The organism is Fictibacillus nanhaiensis, assembly GCF_042686385.1.
GTDB classification, from domain to species: Bacteria; Bacillota; Bacilli; order Bacillales; family Fictibacillaceae; genus Fictibacillus; species Fictibacillus nanhaiensis.
Genome location: NZ_JBHUPF010000003.1, coordinates 1 through 19,630, shown reverse-complemented (window position 1 = coordinate 19,630; position 19,630 = coordinate 1). Strand labels below are relative to the sequence as shown.

19 protein-coding genes, 2 tRNA genes and 1 rRNA gene are annotated in these 19,630 nt (G+C 40.2%); 3 read left to right on the top strand and 19 right to left on the bottom strand.

Annotation, left to right across the window (positions count from 1 at the left end):
• Positions 1 to 96: 96 nt before the first annotated feature.
• The 5 genes from ACFS5O_RS02145 to groES form a co-directional block, all read right to left on the bottom strand.
• On the bottom strand, positions 97 to 1,071 hold the full coding sequence (locus ACFS5O_RS02145) for a reverse transcriptase domain-containing protein (RefSeq protein WP_205724289.1): 975 nt from the start codon (positions 1,069 to 1,071) through the stop codon (positions 97 to 99).
• Positions 1,068 to 2,177, bottom strand: a complete 1,110-nt coding sequence (locus ACFS5O_RS02140; RefSeq protein WP_205724288.1) for a hypothetical protein — start codon at positions 2,175 to 2,177, stop codon at positions 1,068 to 1,070. The genes ACFS5O_RS02145 and ACFS5O_RS02140 overlap by 4 nt, the downstream gene beginning before the upstream one ends.
• A gap of 279 nt (positions 2,178 to 2,456) precedes the next feature.
• The gene (locus tag ACFS5O_RS02135; protein WP_205724287.1) at positions 2,457 to 3,134 is read right to left on the bottom strand and encodes a hypothetical protein; all 678 of its coding nucleotides are present in this window, start codon (positions 3,132 to 3,134) and stop codon (positions 2,457 to 2,459) included.
• Positions 3,135 to 3,268: 134 nt separating this feature from the next.
• Positions 3,269 to 4,906 carry a chaperonin GroEL gene (groL, locus tag ACFS5O_RS02130; RefSeq protein WP_066242575.1) on the bottom strand — a complete coding sequence of 546 codons (1,638 nt, stop codon included), beginning with the start codon at positions 4,904 to 4,906 and terminating at the stop codon, positions 3,269 to 3,271.
• Between the two features lie 101 nt (positions 4,907 to 5,007).
• Positions 5,008 to 5,292: a co-chaperone GroES gene (gene groES, locus ACFS5O_RS02125; RefSeq protein ID WP_066242572.1), complete on the bottom strand. Its 285-nt coding sequence runs from the start codon at positions 5,290 to 5,292 to the stop codon at positions 5,008 to 5,010.
• Positions 5,293 to 5,538: 246 nt separating this feature from the next.
• Between groES and ACFS5O_RS02120 the strand changes: the two genes are divergently transcribed.
• The gene (locus ACFS5O_RS02120) at positions 5,539 to 6,252 is read left to right on the top strand and encodes a CPBP family intramembrane glutamic endopeptidase (protein ID WP_066391181.1); all 714 of its coding nucleotides are present in this window, start codon (positions 5,539 to 5,541) and stop codon (positions 6,250 to 6,252) included.
• Entirely contained in the window at positions 6,249 to 6,452 is a 204-nt protein-coding gene (locus ACFS5O_RS02115) for a YdiK family protein (RefSeq protein WP_205724286.1), read from the top strand. Before ACFS5O_RS02120 ends, ACFS5O_RS02115 begins: the two co-directional genes overlap by 4 nt.
• A gap of 367 nt (positions 6,453 to 6,819) precedes the next feature.
• Here ACFS5O_RS02115 and tatC read toward each other — a convergent pair whose 3' ends face one another.
• From tatC to moaC, 4 genes are read right to left on the bottom strand one after another with little or no spacing between them, the layout of a single operon-like run.
• The gene (gene tatC, locus ACFS5O_RS02110) at positions 6,820 to 7,602 is read right to left on the bottom strand and encodes a twin-arginine translocase subunit TatC (RefSeq protein WP_205724285.1); all 783 of its coding nucleotides are present in this window, start codon (positions 7,600 to 7,602) and stop codon (positions 6,820 to 6,822) included.
• Positions 7,603 to 7,614: 12 nt separating this feature from the next.
• Complete coding sequence (locus ACFS5O_RS02105) at positions 7,615 to 7,794, bottom strand: twin-arginine translocase TatA/TatE family subunit (RefSeq protein WP_066391178.1); 180 nt, start codon at positions 7,792 to 7,794, stop codon at positions 7,615 to 7,617.
• A gap of 18 nt (positions 7,795 to 7,812) precedes the next feature.
• Positions 7,813 to 8,448 carry a redox-sensing transcriptional repressor Rex gene (locus tag ACFS5O_RS02100; protein WP_205724284.1) on the bottom strand — a complete coding sequence of 212 codons (636 nt, stop codon included), beginning with the start codon at positions 8,446 to 8,448 and terminating at the stop codon, positions 7,813 to 7,815.
• A gap of 45 nt (positions 8,449 to 8,493) precedes the next feature.
• Positions 8,494 to 8,997 (bottom strand): cyclic pyranopterin monophosphate synthase MoaC, encoded by a 504-nt coding sequence (moaC, locus tag ACFS5O_RS02095; RefSeq protein ID WP_205724283.1) that lies wholly within the window; start codon positions 8,995 to 8,997, stop codon positions 8,494 to 8,496.
• Between the two features lie 389 nt (positions 8,998 to 9,386).
• Between moaC and ACFS5O_RS02090 the strand changes: the two genes are divergently transcribed.
• Positions 9,387 to 11,327 carry an ABC-F family ATP-binding cassette domain-containing protein gene (locus ACFS5O_RS02090; protein ID WP_205724282.1) on the top strand — a complete coding sequence of 647 codons (1,941 nt, stop codon included), beginning with the start codon at positions 9,387 to 9,389 and terminating at the stop codon, positions 11,325 to 11,327.
• Positions 11,328 to 11,731: 404 nt separating this feature from the next.
• On the opposite strand, the gene tsaD is transcribed toward ACFS5O_RS02090, so the two are convergent.
• The 10 genes from tsaD to rrf form a co-directional block, all read right to left on the bottom strand.
• Positions 11,732 to 12,748 carry a tRNA (adenosine(37)-N6)-threonylcarbamoyltransferase complex transferase subunit TsaD gene (gene tsaD, locus ACFS5O_RS02085; protein ID WP_205724281.1) on the bottom strand — a complete coding sequence of 339 codons (1,017 nt, stop codon included), beginning with the start codon at positions 12,746 to 12,748 and terminating at the stop codon, positions 11,732 to 11,734.
• Positions 12,745 to 13,194 carry a ribosomal protein S18-alanine N-acetyltransferase gene (gene rimI / locus ACFS5O_RS02080; protein WP_205724280.1) on the bottom strand — a complete coding sequence of 150 codons (450 nt, stop codon included), beginning with the start codon at positions 13,192 to 13,194 and terminating at the stop codon, positions 12,745 to 12,747. The genes tsaD and rimI overlap by 4 nt, the downstream gene beginning before the upstream one ends.
• Positions 13,195 to 13,203: 9 nt before the next feature.
• Positions 13,204 to 13,899 carry a tRNA (adenosine(37)-N6)-threonylcarbamoyltransferase complex dimerization subunit type 1 TsaB gene (gene tsaB / locus ACFS5O_RS02075; protein WP_205724279.1) on the bottom strand — a complete coding sequence of 232 codons (696 nt, stop codon included), beginning with the start codon at positions 13,897 to 13,899 and terminating at the stop codon, positions 13,204 to 13,206.
• A complete protein-coding gene (gene tsaE / locus ACFS5O_RS02070) occupies positions 13,899 to 14,351 on the bottom strand; it encodes a tRNA (adenosine(37)-N6)-threonylcarbamoyltransferase complex ATPase subunit type 1 TsaE (protein ID WP_205724278.1) in 453 nt (150 codons plus the stop codon). Before tsaE ends, tsaB begins: the two co-directional genes overlap by 1 nt.
• Before the next feature lie 9 nt (positions 14,352 to 14,360).
• Positions 14,361 to 15,359: a thiamine-phosphate kinase gene (gene thiL, locus ACFS5O_RS02065; protein ID WP_205724277.1), complete on the bottom strand. Its 999-nt coding sequence runs from the start codon at positions 15,357 to 15,359 to the stop codon at positions 14,361 to 14,363.
• A 349-nt stretch (positions 15,360 to 15,708) separates the two neighbouring features.
• A tRNA-Asp gene (locus ACFS5O_RS02060) sits at positions 15,709 to 15,784 on the bottom strand.
• A gap of 41 nt (positions 15,785 to 15,825) precedes the next feature.
• Positions 15,826 to 15,902, bottom strand: a tRNA-Met gene (locus ACFS5O_RS02055).
• Positions 15,903 to 16,043: 141 nt separating this feature from the next.
• Positions 16,044 to 17,423, bottom strand: a complete 1,380-nt coding sequence (locus tag ACFS5O_RS02050) for an amino acid permease (RefSeq protein WP_205724276.1) — start codon at positions 17,421 to 17,423, stop codon at positions 16,044 to 16,046.
• 109 nt (positions 17,424 to 17,532) lie between these two features.
• Positions 17,533 to 18,681 carry a trans-sulfuration enzyme family protein gene (locus ACFS5O_RS02045; RefSeq protein ID WP_205724275.1) on the bottom strand — a complete coding sequence of 383 codons (1,149 nt, stop codon included), beginning with the start codon at positions 18,679 to 18,681 and terminating at the stop codon, positions 17,533 to 17,535.
• Positions 18,682 to 19,547: 866 nt separating this feature from the next.
• A 5S ribosomal RNA gene (rrf, locus tag ACFS5O_RS02040) occupies positions 19,548 to 19,630 on the bottom strand; the annotation flags it as partial.

Genomic DNA, 19,630 nt, shown 5'->3' with positions numbered 1-19,630 from the left:
AGTTACAATGGATTACAATTCTATATTATGAGAAAAATTAAAAATCGAACATTTAAAATCACTTTCACAATAGTTAATTCAAGTTAACAAATATTATTAAAAATTTTTTTCCGGTAGATTTTTTATTAATTGAGATAAGGATTCAAAACCAAGTTCATTTATTCTTAGTTTCATTTTCTCTGAATAAATAGTATCATATCCATTTTTCTCAATTGAAAAAATAAAAGACTCCATACCTTTTATTTGTCTAATTTTAAGAAAATCATGATTATCAAGTGACATATTACGCACTTTAATCTTAATAAATAAATTTAATGCATCGTGATATAATTTATTGATTCTTTTACGACCAATAGAAATCCTTCTATAATTATTGGAATCTTTTGTAACACTAACTCCTGTTATTCTTACATGATTGGATATATTTAAATTTATCAGTGATATCTTATCTCTATTTAATTTTAATTTATACCTTTTTAATAAAACCTCAACTAAATTTAGAATTTCCACTTTTAACCCTTGTATAAACTCATTTGTATCCTCAGATTTAAAAGAGATTGTTATATCATCAGCATATCTTGTATAAATTATATTTTTAAAATTCATTTTTTTTAACTTGCCATACAAGATATTATCAAATTCTTTTAGATAGATATTTGATAAAATTGGTGACGTAATTAAGCCTAAAGGAAGACCTTTTTTTTCTATACTACAAATACTAATTAATCTCGATATTTCCATTTTACTAACTTTAGTTTGGTCAGGGTTTACATTTAATTGTGAAAATAATAAATCTAAAAGTATTTTATGGTTTATACTTATGAAAAAATCTTTAATATCAAGTTTGATAAAAATATCATTATACATGTGAGCCTTTGCATTGTTAAATATAGAGGAATTCTTTACATATGCTTTTGTGAATTTCGAAAAAATTAGTCTTTCTTCTAAAAATTCTTTTATTCTTGTATGTTTTTCAATTACAGACTGATCTGTATATGTTATTATTTTTCTTATCTTTCCTTTTCTTCTGATAAACTTAATTTTATACCATGTTGCGTCAACTTTATTCAAGAGTTTAACACCTCCGTTAGCCCACCACTTGGTGTAACAATTAAATCAGAATACTCAGTTAGAACAGAATCAAATTCATTAGAAATAGTAAGTTTAGTATTCTGACTACCAATGTTTATCATTCCAATAGCATACATAACGTACACAAAGTATCCAATTGCTTGTGAAATATTAATATCAGAATAATTAGTACTAACATTGATTTCTTCTGATTTAAGTGGGACTTCACTTTCTATAGAACGGGCCATAAAACTTATGAAGTTTTTTTTAAGAATGTCTATAGTTTTATGAAAAACTCTTCTTCTTTTTGTTATATTATCTCCCTCCAATTTTGTTATTGGAGATCGCAAATCTGATTTTATGATATCAACTGTGAAAAGACTTATTAGAAGTGTTACCAAATTATCTAGAGTTAAAGTCACATTTATATTTTTATTGTCTACCGTGTATTTACTTACTCTATTATTATTAGCATTAAGGTAATTTTGTTTAGTTATTTTAATTGTATTACATTTAAAATCTATCAAATTATTAATTTTATTTTGTAAATTATCACCTAAAACATTATTAACAAAGTAAAAATGAGGTTTAATTAACTCAGAAGATATCTCATAGAAAAACTGTCCAGGAAAATACCTTATGATATTAAGATTATTAGCTGAATAAAATTTATTGGCATAGGCTAATTTCATAAACCCTGAAATTAAATCTTCTTCAGAAGAAAAGATATCTGGCGCCAGGACAATTAATTTATCATTTATTATTTTTTCACTTGAAAATAACCCTATCTCCGCAGCAGTAGAAATACTTTCATGTAATATAATGACTTTATCACTCATTAAGCTAGTAATTAACTCAATAGATTTTAAACTTTTTAATTGAATATCGTTATAATTTAATTTATTATTTCTACTACTGAACATAAAGTTTTCTTCTAATATTAAACATTTAAAATTAGAATTAATAGATTCAATATACTTTTTAAGTATTATTCTCTTATCTACTTTATCTTGTTCACCAGGGTTAAAATAACTACCACATAAAAAAAAAATCCTTAAAGGATTGTCTAATGTTTTATTTAATTTAAAATATGATAAATTCTCCATACAATAAATTTACCCCCAAAATAAATAAAAAGAGCCCTACTAAAAATATTCATGAATTTCATTGTAAATGTTATTAATTTTATAGCGTTCCGAGCTGGAGCAAAGATTGCGTAAGCGAGCGGTTGTTATAAAATTAATTGCATTCTTGTAAAACAATGAACGCAAGTTCTGAATATTTTTACATTTTGTGATTGTCTCAACCTTAGACGCTAAGGTAACTGTGTACATGACAGTTTTACTAGGGCTCATTATTTTAAATATACCACTAAGTATATGAATTTAAAACTTTATTTTATCAAATACTTTATCTATTTCTTTGGCGATGCTCTTATTATAATAAACCTGTTCAATTTTCAAACCAACATTGTATCCATTTTCTTCAAGCTCTTGTGCGTAATGATAATTTCTATAGAAAGTTGTTAAGACGATAAACTTCTTTAGCTGTCTTGCTTTTCTAATTTCAGCATCTACTTCATTGACTACATATTCTTTATCAACTATTAAACTTATGAGTACCAATAAATCGTAATAACTGACTTCGAAATCAGCTACTGTATTAAAGGTATGTTTTTTTAATAACTCTAGATCTTCTTTATTTTGATCTGAATATTCTGGCATAACAAACCCAGATTCAAAAGTCTTATTTTCAATTTCCCATATTAATTTATTTTGATGTTTCTCAATTAAGTAATTCACCAAACTTTGATGTATTAAAGTAAATATTTTATCTTTAGCCTCTACTAAAATATTTATAATATCTACATCTGTTAAGTATACTCTCCTTCCATACTCATCTTTAAACAATATTTGTGTTTTTCTATTTTTTTTTCTAAAAATGAATTCCACACCTTCAGTCGCACATTTGATATTAACAAGAGGATAATAAATTAATTGTTTATTATTTTTTTTTTCAACACTAGATGCATATAATGTGTCTAAATTCGTTAACCAGTTCATAATTAGTCTCCTTACTTACATATTAAGAAATACACCTTTAACTTACCATATTTCAGAAAACTTAAGAGACTACTTTCTGATAATAGAAAGTAGTCTCTAATTTTTCTATAATGCTTATTACTTTTAAAAAATCCTTACATCATGCCGCCCATTCCGCCCATGCCCATGCCTGACATGTCAGGCATTCCGCCGCCAGCGTTTTCTTCTGGCTTATCCGCGATTACTGCTTCTGTTGTTAAGAACATTGCAGATACGGATGCTGCGTTTTGTAGCGCTGAACGTGTAACTTTAGTTGGGTCAACGATTCCGGATTCGAACATGTTTACCCACTCGCCAGTTGCAGCGTTAAATCCAACTCCGATTTCTTCGTTCTTCAGACGCTCAACCACTACAGATCCTTCAAGACCTGCGTTGTGTGCGATTTGACGAACTGGCTCTTCTAGTGCACGAAGTACTAGTTTCACACCTGTTAACTCGTCGCCAGTCGCTTCTACTTGAGCGATCGCTTTTAGCACGTTAACTAGAGCTGTACCACCACCGGATACGATACCCTCTTCAACCGCTGCACGCGTAGAGTTTAGTGCGTCTTCGATACGAAGTTTGCGCTCTTTTAGCTCAGTTTCTGTAGCTGCACCAACTTTGATTACGGCTACTCCGCCAGCTAATTTCGCTAGGCGCTCTTGTAATTTTTCTTTATCGAACTCAGAAGTTGTTTCTTCGAGTTGTGCTTTGATTTGGTTAACACGAGCTGCGATCTTAGAAGAATCTCCAGCACCTTCTACGATAGTTGTGTTTTCTTTTGTAACCACAACTTTAGAAGCTGTACCAAGCTGCGTGATGTTCGCAGTCTTAAGGTCAAGACCTAGCTCTTCCGTAATCACTTCACCGCCAGTTAGTACTGCGATGTCTTCTAGCATGGCTTTACGGCGGTCACCGAATCCAGGAGCTTTAACAGCTACTGCATTGAATGTTCCGCGAAGCTTGTTAACTACTAATGTAGCAAGTGCTTCACCTTCAACGTCTTCAGCGATCAACAATAGAGATTTTCCTTGTTGAACGACTTGCTCAAGTACTGGAAGGATTTCTTGGATGTTCGTAATCTTCTTATCTGTGATAAGGATGTACGGGTTCTCAAGCTCTGCTTCCATCTTGTCAGAGTTTGTTACCATGTATGGAGATGCGTATCCGCGGTCGAACTGCATACCTTCAACCACTTCAAGCTCTGTTGTGAATCCTTTTGATTCTTCAATCGTGATAACGCCGTCGTTTCCAACGCGCTCCATCGCTTCAGCAATCAATTGTCCTACTTCTTCGTCAGCTGCAGAGATCGCCGCAACTTGTGCGATAGACTCTTTGCCTTCGATTGGTTTAGAGATCGCTTTTAGTTCTTGAACAGCAGCAGCCGTTGCTTTTTCGATCCCTTTGCGAAGTACCATTGGGTTTGCACCGCTTGTTACGTTCTTTAATCCTTCACGAATCATTGCTTGAGCAAGAACTGTTGCAGTAGTTGTTCCGTCTCCTGCTACGTCGTTCGTTTTGCTCGCAACTTCAGCTACAAGCTTAGCACCCATGTTTTCGAATGCATCTTCAAGCTCGATTTCTTTTGCAATTGTAACACCGTCGTTTGTGATTAGAGGAGAACCAAATTTCTTCTCAAGCACAACGTTACGTCCTTTTGGTCCAAGTGTTACTTTTACAGCGTTTGCTAGTGCATCAACACCACGAAGCATTGAGCGGCGTGCGTCTTCACTAAATTTAATATCTTTAGCCATGTAAAAACCCTCCCATTAATTTTAAAAGTTAGTGACTTACATATGCTTTATGTTTGATTTATGTAGCTTCAAAATATTGAAGCTTCCAAGTTACCTAACGATTAGCCTACGATCGCTAATACGTCAGACTCACGAAGAATCAAGTATTCTTTACCTTGGTACTTTACTTCTGTACCAGCGTATTTTGAGAAAATAATCGTGTTGCCTTCAGAAACTTCTAAAGAGATACGCTCGCCGTTATCCGTTACACGGCCCGTACCTACAGCAACAACTTTTCCTTCTTGAGGCTTTTCTTTTGCTGAATCTGGCAATACAATGCCGCTTGCAGTTTTTTCTTCACCTTCTACAAGCTCAATAATAATACGGTCACCTAGTGGCTTTAACAAGTGAAACACCCTCCTTAAATAGTTAAAAGATTTCTTATTAGCACTCTTTGTTAGTGAGTGCTAACTCCATTTCTAATAATAAATAAAACTAAAAAATTTTGCAAGTGAGAAATATAAATATAAATCGAATTACCCGCAAATTCGATATCCTCGCGAGCCCTGCCTATTCTATGTTAAAATGGGTAAGCATATAAAGAGGTATGAAACGTAATTATTTTTAGGGCTGTACGTAAAGGAGAAGGTAATTTGAAGAAAAAATATTGGTGGATCATCTTCATATATATCGTGATGCAATTCTCAGGTTACATTGGGGTTCCACTGCTACATGAACTTGGTGTTCCTAAAAATCAACTTTTTGGAATGTGGGGAACGTTCAGCTTTATCGCGGCTCTTGTAATCATCCTTTACATGCTGATCCCTGAAATGAGAGAACGCCACCGAAATTCTAAGCGCGTCTCAAAAGGATCTGCCATTCTATGGTCGATCATCGGTATTTTCATGGCGTACGCCGCTCAAATTATCGCGAGCATGATCGAGATGAACCTGTTTGGTATCCAGCCTGGATCGGAAAACACGAAGCAACTTGTTGAGATCGTGAAAAACGTTAAATATTTTATGATTGTAACGGCCATCGTTGGGCCAATACTAGAAGAGATCATCTTCCGAAAGATCATTTTCGGCTCTCTTCATAAACGCTTTAATTTCTTTATTTCTGCTTTGATCAGTTCTTTAATCTTTGCTGCTGTTCATGCGGACTTCACACACTTATTAATCTACACGGCAATGGGCTTCACGTTCGCTTTTCTGTATGTTAAAACGCAACGTCTTATCGTACCGATCGCGGCACACGTTGCCATGAACACGCTCGTTTTGATCGTTCAAGTATTATTTGCCGATAAAATCAAAGAAATGGAACAACAGCTAGAAACAGCGCAACTGATTATTGGAGGACTATTATGAAGACATCACCACTGTTTATGGCATTTTTATATCTAGGAATCGGAGTCGTCTTTACGTACTTAGCCGTTCATTACGCAAGCGAGTACGGTATGACAAGCTTCTGGACGATCATCACGATGGTCGTTGCAACCTTCGATTACGCCAATGCCATCCGCTATTTTGCGTTAAACAACCACTTGAAAAGAAAACGAAAGAAATAATATGCGGGAACTGCTTCTTATTGGAGGCAGTTTTTTTCGTTTTTTGGCGGTGTTTTGTGAGGATGGCCAGTGGCGGATGTGGGATTGGACAGATTAGTCATCGAATCCGACAGATTATCATCACGAGCAGTACTTTAGGTAGCACCTAAATAGCCCGCAAGTCACCTCAAACGATGCTTACTGTCGACTTTCACGAAAATACTGTCCACTTTTTGAGTTTTACTGTCCACTTTCGTTGAAATACTGTCCACTTTTGCATATTTACTGTCTACTTCCTCATTTTTACTGTCCACTCCCACTCTCCCATACCGCAGCTTCATTCCAACCACACAAAAAAGAGGATTCCCCACGTGGAGTCATCCTCTTTTTAATCATGATACATCGCTTCTGCCTGAGCTTCTCGTTCTTTTACGAGTGCTTCGACTTCGGCTTTCATTCGTTTTTTATAAGCGGTCTTCGAAATGATGATGCTGATTTCGTATAACAGGATAAGCGGGAACGTAACCATCAAGTGAGACAGCAGCTCTGGCGGTGTGATAAGACCCGCTACTACTAAAATCCCAAAGTAAGCTACCTTACGAATGCTTTTAAGGAAATCAGGTGTTACGATTCCAAGTCGAGTCAAGAACATAATTAAGACTGGAAACTGGAATAACAATCCGAACGGCAGTGTGATGTTGAATAGGAATGAGAAGTATTCCTGAATTCCGTATTCACCTTCTACACTAAGTGCCACGGCGACATTTCCCATAAAGCTCACAACGAACGGAAACAGAATAAAGTACGAGAATGCGAGTCCCGTCAAGAAGAGCACGAATGCGATCGGGATGTACATGAGCGTTACTTTTCGTTCGTTCTCATAAAGCCCCGGGCTGATGAATGCCCAGAGTTGGTACAACACCACTGGTGCGGATAGGACGAGGCCGATGAAGAAGGCAAATGTCATGTACACGTTCAGTGGATCGGTTAGATGAAAAGCGTTCATCTGAATGTTCTTTGCGATTGGGTCACTTTGCAGATATACGATTACGGGCTTGGCTAAGAAAAATCCAGCGATCAAGAATAGGAAGAAGGCTAGGATCGCCCATATGATGCGCTTTCGTAATTCGCCAATGTGACCGTATAGCGACATATTTTTTTCAGAGGTCATAGACAAACATCCTTACTTCTTCAGTTGTTCGCTTTCCTTTTTCTCATCTTCTTCGTCCATCATGCCTTTTGTTGCATTTTTGAACTCGCGAAGCGTCTTACCTGCTGCTTTACCTAGCTCAGGCAACTTTTTCGGTCCAAACATAACAAGAGCTGCAAGTCCGATTACCGCGATACTTCCTGGTCCTAACATAACGATTACCTCCTTGTTTTAAGAATAGTTTTTCATAAAATAAACAAGCGATTGCAATTCAACAGCTAGATCGATGTGATGAACACGAATCTCGGGTGAGACGGTCAATCGTGCGGGTGTGAAGTTTAAGATGCCTGTTACACCTGCGCGCTCGAGTTGATCGGCGATCGGTTGAGCGGCTCCTACTGGAACGGTCAGGATCGCAACATCGATGCCTCGATTCTTCAGTTCTTGCTCGATGTCTTCTGTGTGATAGATCGGAACTCCGGCAATTTCGGTGCCGATTTTAGCTCGGTCTACATCGAATGCGACTTCTATTTTGGTATTGTTATTTTTGGTGAAATTGTAATGTAAAAAGGCCGTGCCTAAGTTACCTACTCCGATTAACGCTACGGTTGTCGTTTCATCCTGGTTCAACGTCTTTGCGAAGAACGACAGCAGATAATTAACATTGTAGCCATAACCTTTTTTGCCTAATGCGCCAAAGTATGAAAAATCTCTGCGGATTGTTGCAGAATCTACTTTTACGGCTTCGCTTAATTCAGCAGAAGACACCCTTTGTTTACCGGAAGATGATAAGTTTTTCAAAAAACGATAATACAAGGGCAGCCGTTTTGCTGTTGCGTGGGGTATTTTTAACTGGTCTTGGTTCATATTTGGAGCCCTCCAAGTTTAGAAAGCTTATCTATTCCTATTGTATCATATTTTGTCAGGGCTTGAAGAACGTAGAAAGTCCCCATTCTTGCCTCCTGTTTTCGATTGGAGGTATGTAGGCCCGATCACCATTCCCTTATCCGCTGCTTTACACATATCATAGACGGTTAATGCTGCTGCAGAAGCCGCTGTTAACGCCTCCATCTCAACACCGGTGCTACCTTTCGTTTTCACTTCAACTTGGATGTTTAATTTATACATGCTGTCCGCTAATTCATCCCATGAAAAAGACAGATCAACGCCAGTCAGTGATAACGGGTGACACATCGGAATCCAGTCAGAGGTTTTTTTCGCAGCCATGATCCCAGCGATCTGTGCGACGGCTAGAACGTCCCCTTTTTTAAATCCGTTTTCTTTGATCTTAAGTAAGACTTCTTCAGAAACCGTTACCCCGCTTACCGCTACGGCTGTTCGGTGAGATGTTTCTTTTTCCGAAATATCAACCATGCGCGCGCGGCCTTCTTCGTTAAAATGGGTAAACTCTGTCATAAAACCCCTCCTCATGATGAATATACACGAAACCGCTTTTATTGTCGTTAAGATTTTACTTGTAATTATTGCAAAATGTTGAACATTCCCTTTGTTGGCGCGAATCTCCAAACTACGCTAAACTACTAGTTAGACAGGGTTATTTGTATAAAGGCTGATTGCATGATTGTTGAATGTAGTTGATTTCCGTTCCAGGTGCTTCGCTTTCAGCGGGGCGACCGGTGAGCCCCTTGCCGCTTTGCGCCCTTAAGGGTCTCACCTGACCGCTCGTCCCGCAGGAGTCTCTCACCTTACACTTCAATCAACTATTCAATGAAGCACTAACTCAATTCTTTTTGGGAATAAGCCAATAAATAAAACCACCCGTTTTTCATAGAGGTGAAATTACAATGATTATTTTACAAGTTCAAGACGTTACGAAGTCGTTTGGCGCGGACGTTATTTTATCGAATATAAAACTAGAGGTTCAAAAAGGTGAGCGAATTGCGCTTGTTGGGCGGAACGGTGCGGGTAAATCTACGCTGCTTCGCGTGATTACTGGTGAGTATTCCTATGATTCTGGTCATGTCATGATTCCAAAAGACGTGAAGACTGGTTATCTTGCGCAAGATGCAGGGCTAGATTCGGATGAATCAATCTGGAATGAGATGCTCTCGGTGTTTGAAGACCTTCGTAAAAAAGAGAAAAAGCTGCGTGAGATGGAAGCGCGTATGGGCGATCCGGAAGTGATTGCGAATGAAGCGGAGTATGAACGTCTTCTGAAAGATTATGATGCGCTGCAGGTTACGTTTAAAGACGAAGGCGGCTATCAGTATGAAGCGGAGATTCGTACGGTGCTTCACGGTTTTCAGTTTGCCGATTTTGATCGCGATACGAAGATCAACACATTGAGTGGTGGGCAAAAAACGAGACTCGCACTTGCAAAGCTCCTATTAACCAAACCAGATCTACTCATTCTCGATGAGCCGACGAACCATTTAGACATCAAAACGCTCACGTGGCTCGAGCAGTATTTGCAGAGTTATCCTGGTGGCATCTTAATTGTTTCCCATGACCGGTATTTCCTCGATAAGATCGTAACGACCGTTTACGAGGTTTCGAGAAAACGTTCTTACCGTTTCACAGGTAACTATTCTAGCTATCTCGAGCAAAAGGCGGAGCGTTTCGCTCAAGAGATGAAAGAGTTTGAGAAGCAGCAAGAGCAGGTTGCGAAGTTAGAAGATTTTATTCAGCGCAACATCGTGCGTGCTTCCACTACGAAACGTGCACAAAGTCGTCGCAAACAGTTAGAGAAGATGGAATTGAAAGAGCGTCCCGCTGGTGCCGAAAAGTCTGCTAGTTTTTCTTTTGAGATTGAAAGACAAAGCGGGAACGATGTGCTGAAGCTTGAGAACGTGAGCACAGGATATGAAGACGGTGAGCCGTTATTTAAGAACGTATCGGTAGCGATTAACCGCCAGGACAGCGTCGCGATCGTTGGACCGAACGGAATCGGCAAATCTACTTTATTAAAAGTGATACGTAAGCAGCTGCCGCTCATATCGGGCGATATACGTTACGGCAGTGGACTCATGATCTCTCACTATGATCAGGAACAAGCGGATCTGCATTCACGCAAGACCTTACTGAACGAGCTGTGGGATGACTACCCGGAAAAAACGGAAAAAGAGATCCGCTCGATCCTCGGACAGTTCCTGTTTAGCGGTGACGATGTACTTAAGCTTGTAACAGAGCTGAGCGGTGGTCAGAAGGCTCGACTTGCCCTGGCGAAGCTTATGATGGAGAAAGGAAACCTTCTTCTGCTTGACGAGCCGACGAACCATCTGGATCTTGACAGCAAAGAGATCCTTGAACAAGCTCTGATCCACTATCCTGGTACGATCCTATTCGTATCGCATGACCGTTATTTCATAAACCGTATCGCCACGAAAGTCGTTGAGCTCGCGCCAACAGGCATGACCGAGTATCTAGGTGACTACGACTATTACACGGAAAAGAAAAATGAGATGAAAGCACGGGAAGAAATCGCCGCGCGCCAGAAAGCAGAAAATGCGGTTAACACTCCTTCTTCTAACCAAGGAAACGGTGCGAAGAACTCGATCGATAAAGAAGCGAAGAAGCTGGATCGTAAAAGACAGCGTCGCATCGAGGAGATTGAGGGTCTGCTTGAAGGGCTCGAAAGCAAGATCACTTCGGCAGAAGCTGAACTTTGTAAACCTGAAGTCTTTCAGGATTATGAAAAGACACAAGAGTTTCAGTCTCAGCTAGATGATTTGAATGAAGAGATGGAAACGTTGATGGAAGAATGGGAAGAACTTCAGAATGCTTAAGTTGAAAGCTGATATCCTTACATAGTGGGATGTCAGCTTTTTTATATTCATCTCCAAGTTGGTTTTGCACATTTCGACATCACTTCCATACATTTTACACACAATTTTACGAACAAGAGCCCCAAAAAATCTTAAAAACGTTACTACTATAAATTCTTATCCACAGTTCACCCTGTGGATTCTGCACTTTTTGACGACTTATCCACTTTATCCACATGAACATGTGTATACATGATGTGAATTGTGTATAACACAAACCCTTTATTTCAAATGTTTCAAAACCATTGTCCACATTATCCACAAACCTGTGTATAACTTTTCCACAAAAATGAAGGGTTTTTGTGTCGAATTAAGTCGATTGCTAAAAAAGCTCTTCTCCTCATATAAGGAAAAGAGCTTTTACATTATTGCGCTTCTAAATCTAATCCTGGTACACCGTTTAATGACATATCTCCACGCGTTCCTTTTTGGTACGCCACACTTCCTGCAGCTCCAATCATGGCTGCATTATCTGTGCATAAGTGAAGCGGAGGAATGACGAGGTCGTACTTTGTTCCATTAAAACGGCTTTCTAGCATGTGACGAAGTCCTTTGTTCGCTGCTACCCCACCGGCCAAGAGGACTTGTTTTACGTTATATTGCTCTGCGGCACGGTATGTTTTTTCCACAAGTACATCCACAACACTCGCTTGGAAGCTTGCAGCTAGATCTTCAGGCTTGATCACTTCTCCGCGCTGCGTTGCATTATGAACCGTGTTGATCACGGCTGACTTCAAGCCGCTGAAGCTGAAATCAAGCGAGTTCGGCTCTAGCCAAGCGCGAGGCAGGTCAATGTTTGCTTCACCCTCTTGTGCCAGCTTATCGATATGAGGACCGCCTGGGTATGGCATGTTCAGTGTTCGCGCGACTTTATCATACGCTTCCCCTGCTGCATCATCTCTTGTTTCACCGATCACCTTGAACGTGCCGTGCTCCTCCATCAGGACAAGCTCTGTATGCCCGCCTGAGACGATAAGAGACAAGAGTGGAAACGTCATTTCTTTAACGAGTCTGTTCGCGTAGATATGTCCTGCGATATGATGCACAGGCACGAGCGGCAGATTATGTGCAAAGGCGAACGCTTTCGCTGCGTTAACACCGATCAATAGCGCTCCCACGAGGCCAGGTCCTTCTGTTACAGCAACCGCCGTGAGTTCTGCTGGCTCTAATCCTGCTTGAGTTAAGGCTTCTTCGATCACGACCGTAATCTCTTCAACATGATGGCGTGACGCCACTTCAGGCACCACCCCGCCAAAACGCTTATGACTCTCAATCTGTGACGCGACTACGTTTGCCAACAGTTCAGTACCGTTCTTTACAATCGCTACTGCCGTCTCATCACAGCTTGTTTCTATCGCTAATATCAATTCGTCTTTTATCATAATTCCACCCACATCACTAAAGCGTCTTCACCATTATCGCTATAATAGTTTTTCCGGATACCGCCTGCTTCGAATCCTAGTTTCTTGTATAAATTCTGTGCCACATGATTACTTACGCGTGCCTCTAGCGTCATCGTTGCAGCGCCGTGCATCTTCGCCAGTTTGATCGCTTCTCTCATGAGCATCTCTCCTAGCTTTCTTCCTCTATAAGAAGGAAGAATTGCGATGTTCGTAACATGTGCCTCGTCCATAACGAGCCAGATGCCGCAATAACCGACCGGCTGAAAGGAATCTTCGATCACGAGGTAATGAGCGAATTGGTTCTCAACGATCTCTCGATAAAAAGCTTCTCTTGACCATGGAACGGCAAACGATGCTTGCTCAATACCAAGGATATCATCTATATCGCTTACTTTTGCCAGTCTGAATGTATAAGGCTCTCCCATCAGATCCACCTACTTCCCCTGTGACTTCAGCCAGTTCACTTCTGCTTCTGCCAACTGAAGATAGCTTGGTGTAAACGAATGGATATCTACGGGTTCGCTCGTCATACCGATACGTCCGAGTTCGCTTGGACGCGGATTGTGATCAGATACTTGTCCAAAAACAGCTTGATCCCCCAAAACGTTCTGAATCGTTTCTTGGTGCAAAGGCAAATCATTACCTACGAATAATATCTTTTTATCTAGCGTTTGAAGCTTTTCCAACCAATCTTTTAATAAGATGATCTGGTCTTCCCAAAGATTTTGAAATTCCCCTGAATCATTACTTCCGTATAGGCCCGTAAACAGCTGTGTGCGACGCGCATCGAACAAAGGAACAGTATAGCCCTCAAAGTATTTCCCGCTCTGAGCGAGTACTTCCAAGCTTGAGATCCCAACGAGTTCTTTTTTCAGGGTCCACGCGAGTGTCTTTGCGATCGTTACACCGATTCTAACACCTGTGTATGATCCTGGCCCTTTCGCAACCACGATGCGATCAAGATCTGCAGGCTTTACCCCAGTCTCTTTTAATACTTCTTCAATCGCAGGCATCACTCGTATCGAATGATTCTTTTTTAAGTTCGTTATATACTCACCGAGTACTTTTCCTTCATCCAATACTGAGATCCCCATCACAAGATTGGATGTATCTATTGCAAGAACTTTCATTACATAATCTCCTTAACGCGTTCTTCGTATCTGCTTCCGATAGGTCTTAATTGAATCTCGCGCTCTTCGTCGCCTTTATGTGAGATCACGAGTTCAAGTCTTTCCTCTGGTAAATAGTCTTCTATAAATACGGCCCACTCTACCACACAAACGCCATCTCCTGAAAAGTACTCTTCGAATCCTAAATCTTCGTCCGAGTCTTCTAATCGATACACGTCCATATGATAAAGCGGCAGTCGTCCACTATATTCTTTAATGATGGTAAAAGTAGGAGAGTTCACTGTACGGGTCACTCCGAGCCCTTTTGCAAGCCCTTTTGTAAAAGTCGTCTTTCCCGCTCCAAGATCTCCAGCCAGTGTGAGTACATCTCCTTTTTGAAGAAGAGAGCCCAGCTTTTCGGCAAAAGACATCGTTTCTTCCGCTGACTTTGTTTCGTATTGATAAGTACTCATGACTTCCCCTTACCTTTCCCTAAAATGATTAAATCCTTTTTTCGTGAGAAGTTCAGGCTTCTCGTCCTGTTTATGAAGATAGACCTCAGCCTTACCAGCTTCTCCAACTTTCCCGATTTCATAAAGCGGCAGCCTATGTTGTTTGAAAGTATCTGCCAGCACCTTAAAGTCTTCTTCTCTTGCCGTCCCAACCAGCACATAGTCCTCTCCACCAAACAACTGGTGGTTGAGCACGTCAGCATCTGGTAAATCTCTTAAGGACTCACTAACAGGCAGGCTGTTTCTTTCTATATGAATGGAAACGTTACTCGCTTCAGCGATCTCATTCAATTCGCTAGCCACTCCGTCACTAACATCGTTCAAGGAAATTCGAAAACCGCTTCCTGCAAGAAGTCTTCCTTGTTCGATATGAGGAACGGGCATCTGATGTTGATTTATCCATTTTGCTTCGTTTGCCGTGAAATCAGCATGTCTTGTTTTTTCAAGAAGAATGTTGAGTCCTGCCGCTGATTCTCCCGTTGTTCCTGTTAAAAATACAATGTCTCCAGGTTTCGCGTTACTTCTTAATAAAGATCTTCCTTTTTCTACTTTTCCAATAACCGTCACCGATAATACTAACGGTCCTTTTGTAGAAACGGTATCGCCGCCCATAAGATCCATTTTGTATTTCTCTGCAAGATCTCCCATGCCTCGATAGATCTCTTGAAGCTCATCCTCCGACCATTCTGAAGGAATCGCGATCGAGACAAGATAGAACTGCGGAATACCACCCATAGCGGCTATATCACTCACGTTCACAGCAAGTGCTTTAAATCCCGCTTGATAAGGAGATAAGGTATCCCTCGTAAAATGAACGCCTTCTACCATGGTGTCCACACAAACGATTTGATCCATCTCTTCGTTCACCGACCAGAGAGCAGCGTCATCACCGATACCTTGAACAACCTCTTTTTGAAAAAAGTGCCGAGGCGTGATGCTGTTGATCCATTCAAATTCATCTTTAATCATGGATGTGCTCCTCTCTGGTCTTTGCTTTTAAATAAAGTTTTTAAAATAGCTTTTCACTTCAATGATAAGTTGATTGTAGTGGAAGGTGCAAGACTCCTGCGGGACGAGCGGTCAGGTGAGACCCTTAAGGGCGCATGGCGGCAAGGGGCTCACCGGTCGCCCCGCGGAAAGCGAAGCACCTGGAGCGGAAATCAACAGCTCAAAAAAACAGCTAAGAATAAACTTAAAGACAATTCAAATTATAAAAAAGCCTTAGGATTATAATAAAACTCCTAAGGTGACAGTTGTATATTAGTTTAACTTACTTTTAGACATAAAAAAACACGAAACCTTGTTTCGTTTTTAAAAGTGGCGGACCCGACCGGGGTCGAACCGGCGATCTCCTGCGTGACAGGCAGGCATGTTAACCACTACACCACGGGTCCAGCTTGTATGTAATTGATGTAGTTATTGTTTAGATAATAATTGGTTGCGGGGACAGGATTTGAACCTGCGACCTTCGGGTTATGAGCCCGACGAGCTACCAGACTGCTCCACCCCGCGACGTTATAAAATGTTGTTTTCTCTGGTTTAGATAACAACTTGTTTCGGACATTTATTAATATATCACGTTTATTAGTATGATGCAAGTGTTTTAAAAATATTAGGCACAAGAAATTTTATTTATTTCCTGTGCCCTCTATTTTATGCTACTTTATCGTTATTCTCAGGGCGTTTGTTGAACCCTTTAAAATAGTAGATCGCTGTTAATAAGATCAACCAACAAGGGCCTACGATCAAGGCGATACGTGTGTCTGGGAAGTATGCCATGATCCCGACTACAAAGATTAGAATCGCTAGTGCAATATATGAGCCATAAGGAAAGAACGGCACTTTGAATTTTAATGTTTTCTTTTCTTCTTCACTTAAGCTTTTACGGAACTTAAGCTGTGACACAAGGATAATGGACCATGTCCAAATTGCTCCGAATGTTGAGATACTTGTTACCCATACGAATACTTTCTCAGGAACAAGATAGTTTAATACGACTCCAATTAGAAGTGCTCCAGCTGAAACCAATACGGCTACAGACGGTACACCCGTCTTACTTACTTTATGAAGTCCTGCCGGTGCTTGTTTTTGTTCAGCCAGGTTGAATAGCATACGTCCCGTACTGAATATTCCACTGTTACAGCTAGATAATGCAGCTGTTAAGACGACAAAGTTGATGATACCAGCAGCTTGTCCGATACCGATTTTTTCGAATGTTAGAACGAACGGACTTCCTTGCGTACCGATCTGATCCCACGGGTAGATGGACATGATAACGAATAATGCCCCAACGTAGAAAATCAGGATACGCCAGAATACAGAGTTTACAGCTCGTGCTAAAGATTTTTCAGGGTTCTTAACCTCACCTGCTGTAACCCCGATCATTTCAATTCCTAAGAATGCAAACATAACCATCTGCATAGACATCAGGATTCCCTGTATGCCGTTTGGAGCGAAACCGCCATTTTCCCAAAGGTTACTGATTCCTGTTGCTACTCCACCGTTACCAAACCCAAATAGTATCATGCCTAAACCTGTAATAATCATCAATACGATGGCAACGATCTTGATTAAGGCAAACCAGAATTCGAACTCTCCATAAGCTTTGATCGCAAGCAAGTTGATGCTCGCCATAATCACAAGTGCTGATAGTGCCCAAATCCAAACAGGTACATCTGGGTACCACATTTTCATATAAATACCTACGGCTGTTATCTCAGCCATACATGTTACGATCCATAAGAACCAATAGTTCCAGCCTGTTAAATAACCAGCTAGTGGTCCGATATAGTTTCTTGCATAACGGCTAAACGATCCGGCAACCGGTTGATGGATCGCCATCTCACCTAACGCTCTCATAATGATGAACATTACGGCTCCGCCTAATGCATATGCGAATAAAATTGCTGGCCCCGCCATTTCAATTGCTGAAGCTGACCCTAAAAACAAGCCCACTCCAATAGCGGCCCCGAGTGACATAAGTGTGATATGTCGTTCTTCGAGCCCACGCTGTAATTCTTGTTTTGGCTTCATTTTTATGCCTCCCTTGATGTATATGATGAAGCGCTTTCACTCAGGTATCATAACATATTTCGACAAAAAGGAACAATTCGATTTTATTACAATTTAAAGCCCAAAAGCCCTATTGTAACAGGGCTTTTTTGGCAGCTTCTTTAAAAACAGTTACGATATCCTCAATATTTTCAATCCCAACCGAAATACGGATCACATTCTTATTAATCCCCAATTTTTCACATGTCTCTGCTGGTAAAGAACGGTGAGAAGTTCCTAACGGGTAAGATACCGTCGTTTCTACACCTGCAAGGGTTGGAACGATGTGAACCCAATCTAATGACTTAAAGAACGTGTGCACGTTGCTTTTCTCGTCGAGTTCGATCGTAACAATAGAAGAATTACCCGTTTCACTCACGTATTCTGGATAGTACACAGTTTTAATTCCATCTGTTTGTTTAAGCTGGTCCGCTAATTCAGTGGCGTTAGAGATATGACGATCCATACGAACGCTTAACGTTTTTAATCCGCGAGAAGCTAACCACGCATCAAACGGTCCTAAATTACAACCAAGGTGAATCATTTTCGCTTGCGCTTTTGCGATTAATTCTTCTTTCCCTACTACCACACCTGCTGTTACGTCGCTATGTCCGTTTAAATATTTCGTCGCACTATGAACAACAAGATCAACACCTTTTGTGTAAGGCTGTAGAACATAAGGTGTTGCAAATGTATTATCGATCATCGTCGTAAGATTGTGTTCTTTTGCAAGCGCAACAAGTCCTTCTAGATCCTCTACGCGCAATAAAGGATTCGTTATAGATTCTGAATAAATGAGCTTCGTATTGCTACGAATGTTTCTTTTTATCTCATCTAAGTCTTTGAATGAAACGAATGTTGTTTCGATCCCAAAACTTTTAAGATCGTCAGAAAGAAGCTGATAGGTTCCTCCATACAAATCATCACAAGCTAGAATATGATCTCCAACTTGTGTAACGGCCAAGATACCGACCAAAATGGCTGACATCCCCGATGAAGTCACAACACCTGCAGGAGCTTGTTCAAGATTCGCTACACCACTCGCAAAATCATTCTGATTGGGGTTATTCATACGTGTATATAAATAATCGTTCTTTCCTCTAAAATAATCCTCTAGGTCGTCTAGATCGTTAAATGAAAAAGCTGACGTCTGATAGATCGGATTGATCTTACTTACCGACTTCACACTATTATGACCACTTGCATGTACGCTGGATGTATCAAAATGAACTTTCTTCATGATATATGGCCTCCCCATTGTTTTTTTATCTTTTAGTTTAGCATAAAATTGGTTGGAATTATGGTGTTAGGATTTTGTTAGTTCATTGTTTCTCTGTAAAGAGGATTTAGTTTATTAGAGTAGATAGGTTTGTTAGTTGCGTTAGTAAGATAGTGTTATTGTTGAAAATTTTTATCTGCGGAATTGTGATGAAGTTTTACGGATATATGGAGGATTACCTCGTATAAAAAGAAGATTACCTNGGATATATGGAGGATTACCTCGTATAAAAAGAAGATTACCTCGTAAATGTGTGGGGTTGGATTGGTGGGGCGAGCTGATTAGTGGTTTTTTGTGGGGTTTTGGCTTGGGTGATGGTTGATGGAGCTGCTTGAGGGGTTTATGAGATAGATTTTGGAGCTTTTGCTGAAGAATATCGCGAAGTGGAAGATGGCTAAGGCCATCTTCTTCCTATTTTGAGGGTTTGAGAGGTTTTGAAGCTTTAAGCTGGAGTATCGTGAATACCATGCTGGGTATTTTCCAGCCGTAATTAAGTCTATAAAAGAAAATTAAGTCGTAATGAGAGCCAATTAAGTCGGAACGAACCTCAATTAAGTCTAAAATCAAAAATAAAGGCCATTCGCTAATTCTCGACAACCGTTCTCAGCTTGATCCAAGCTCTATACCCCCGAGGCTCCGGCATCACTTCCACTTTCGAGTCCTTGTTCTTCTTTGACAGTTGAAACGTCCGAATGTGGCTCACCGCCTGCCCCGTTGAAAGCGAGCAGCCTGGAACGGAAATCAACACTTTCAAAAGCAACAACGTTTATGGAAACAGTTTTGAAAACACAAAAAAAGAAGATGGATTTTCATCCATCTTCCTCATTGCCTAGCAACGTCCTACTCTAACAGGGGGAAACCCCCAACTACCATCGGCGCTAAAGAGCTTAACTTCCGTGTTCGGTATGGG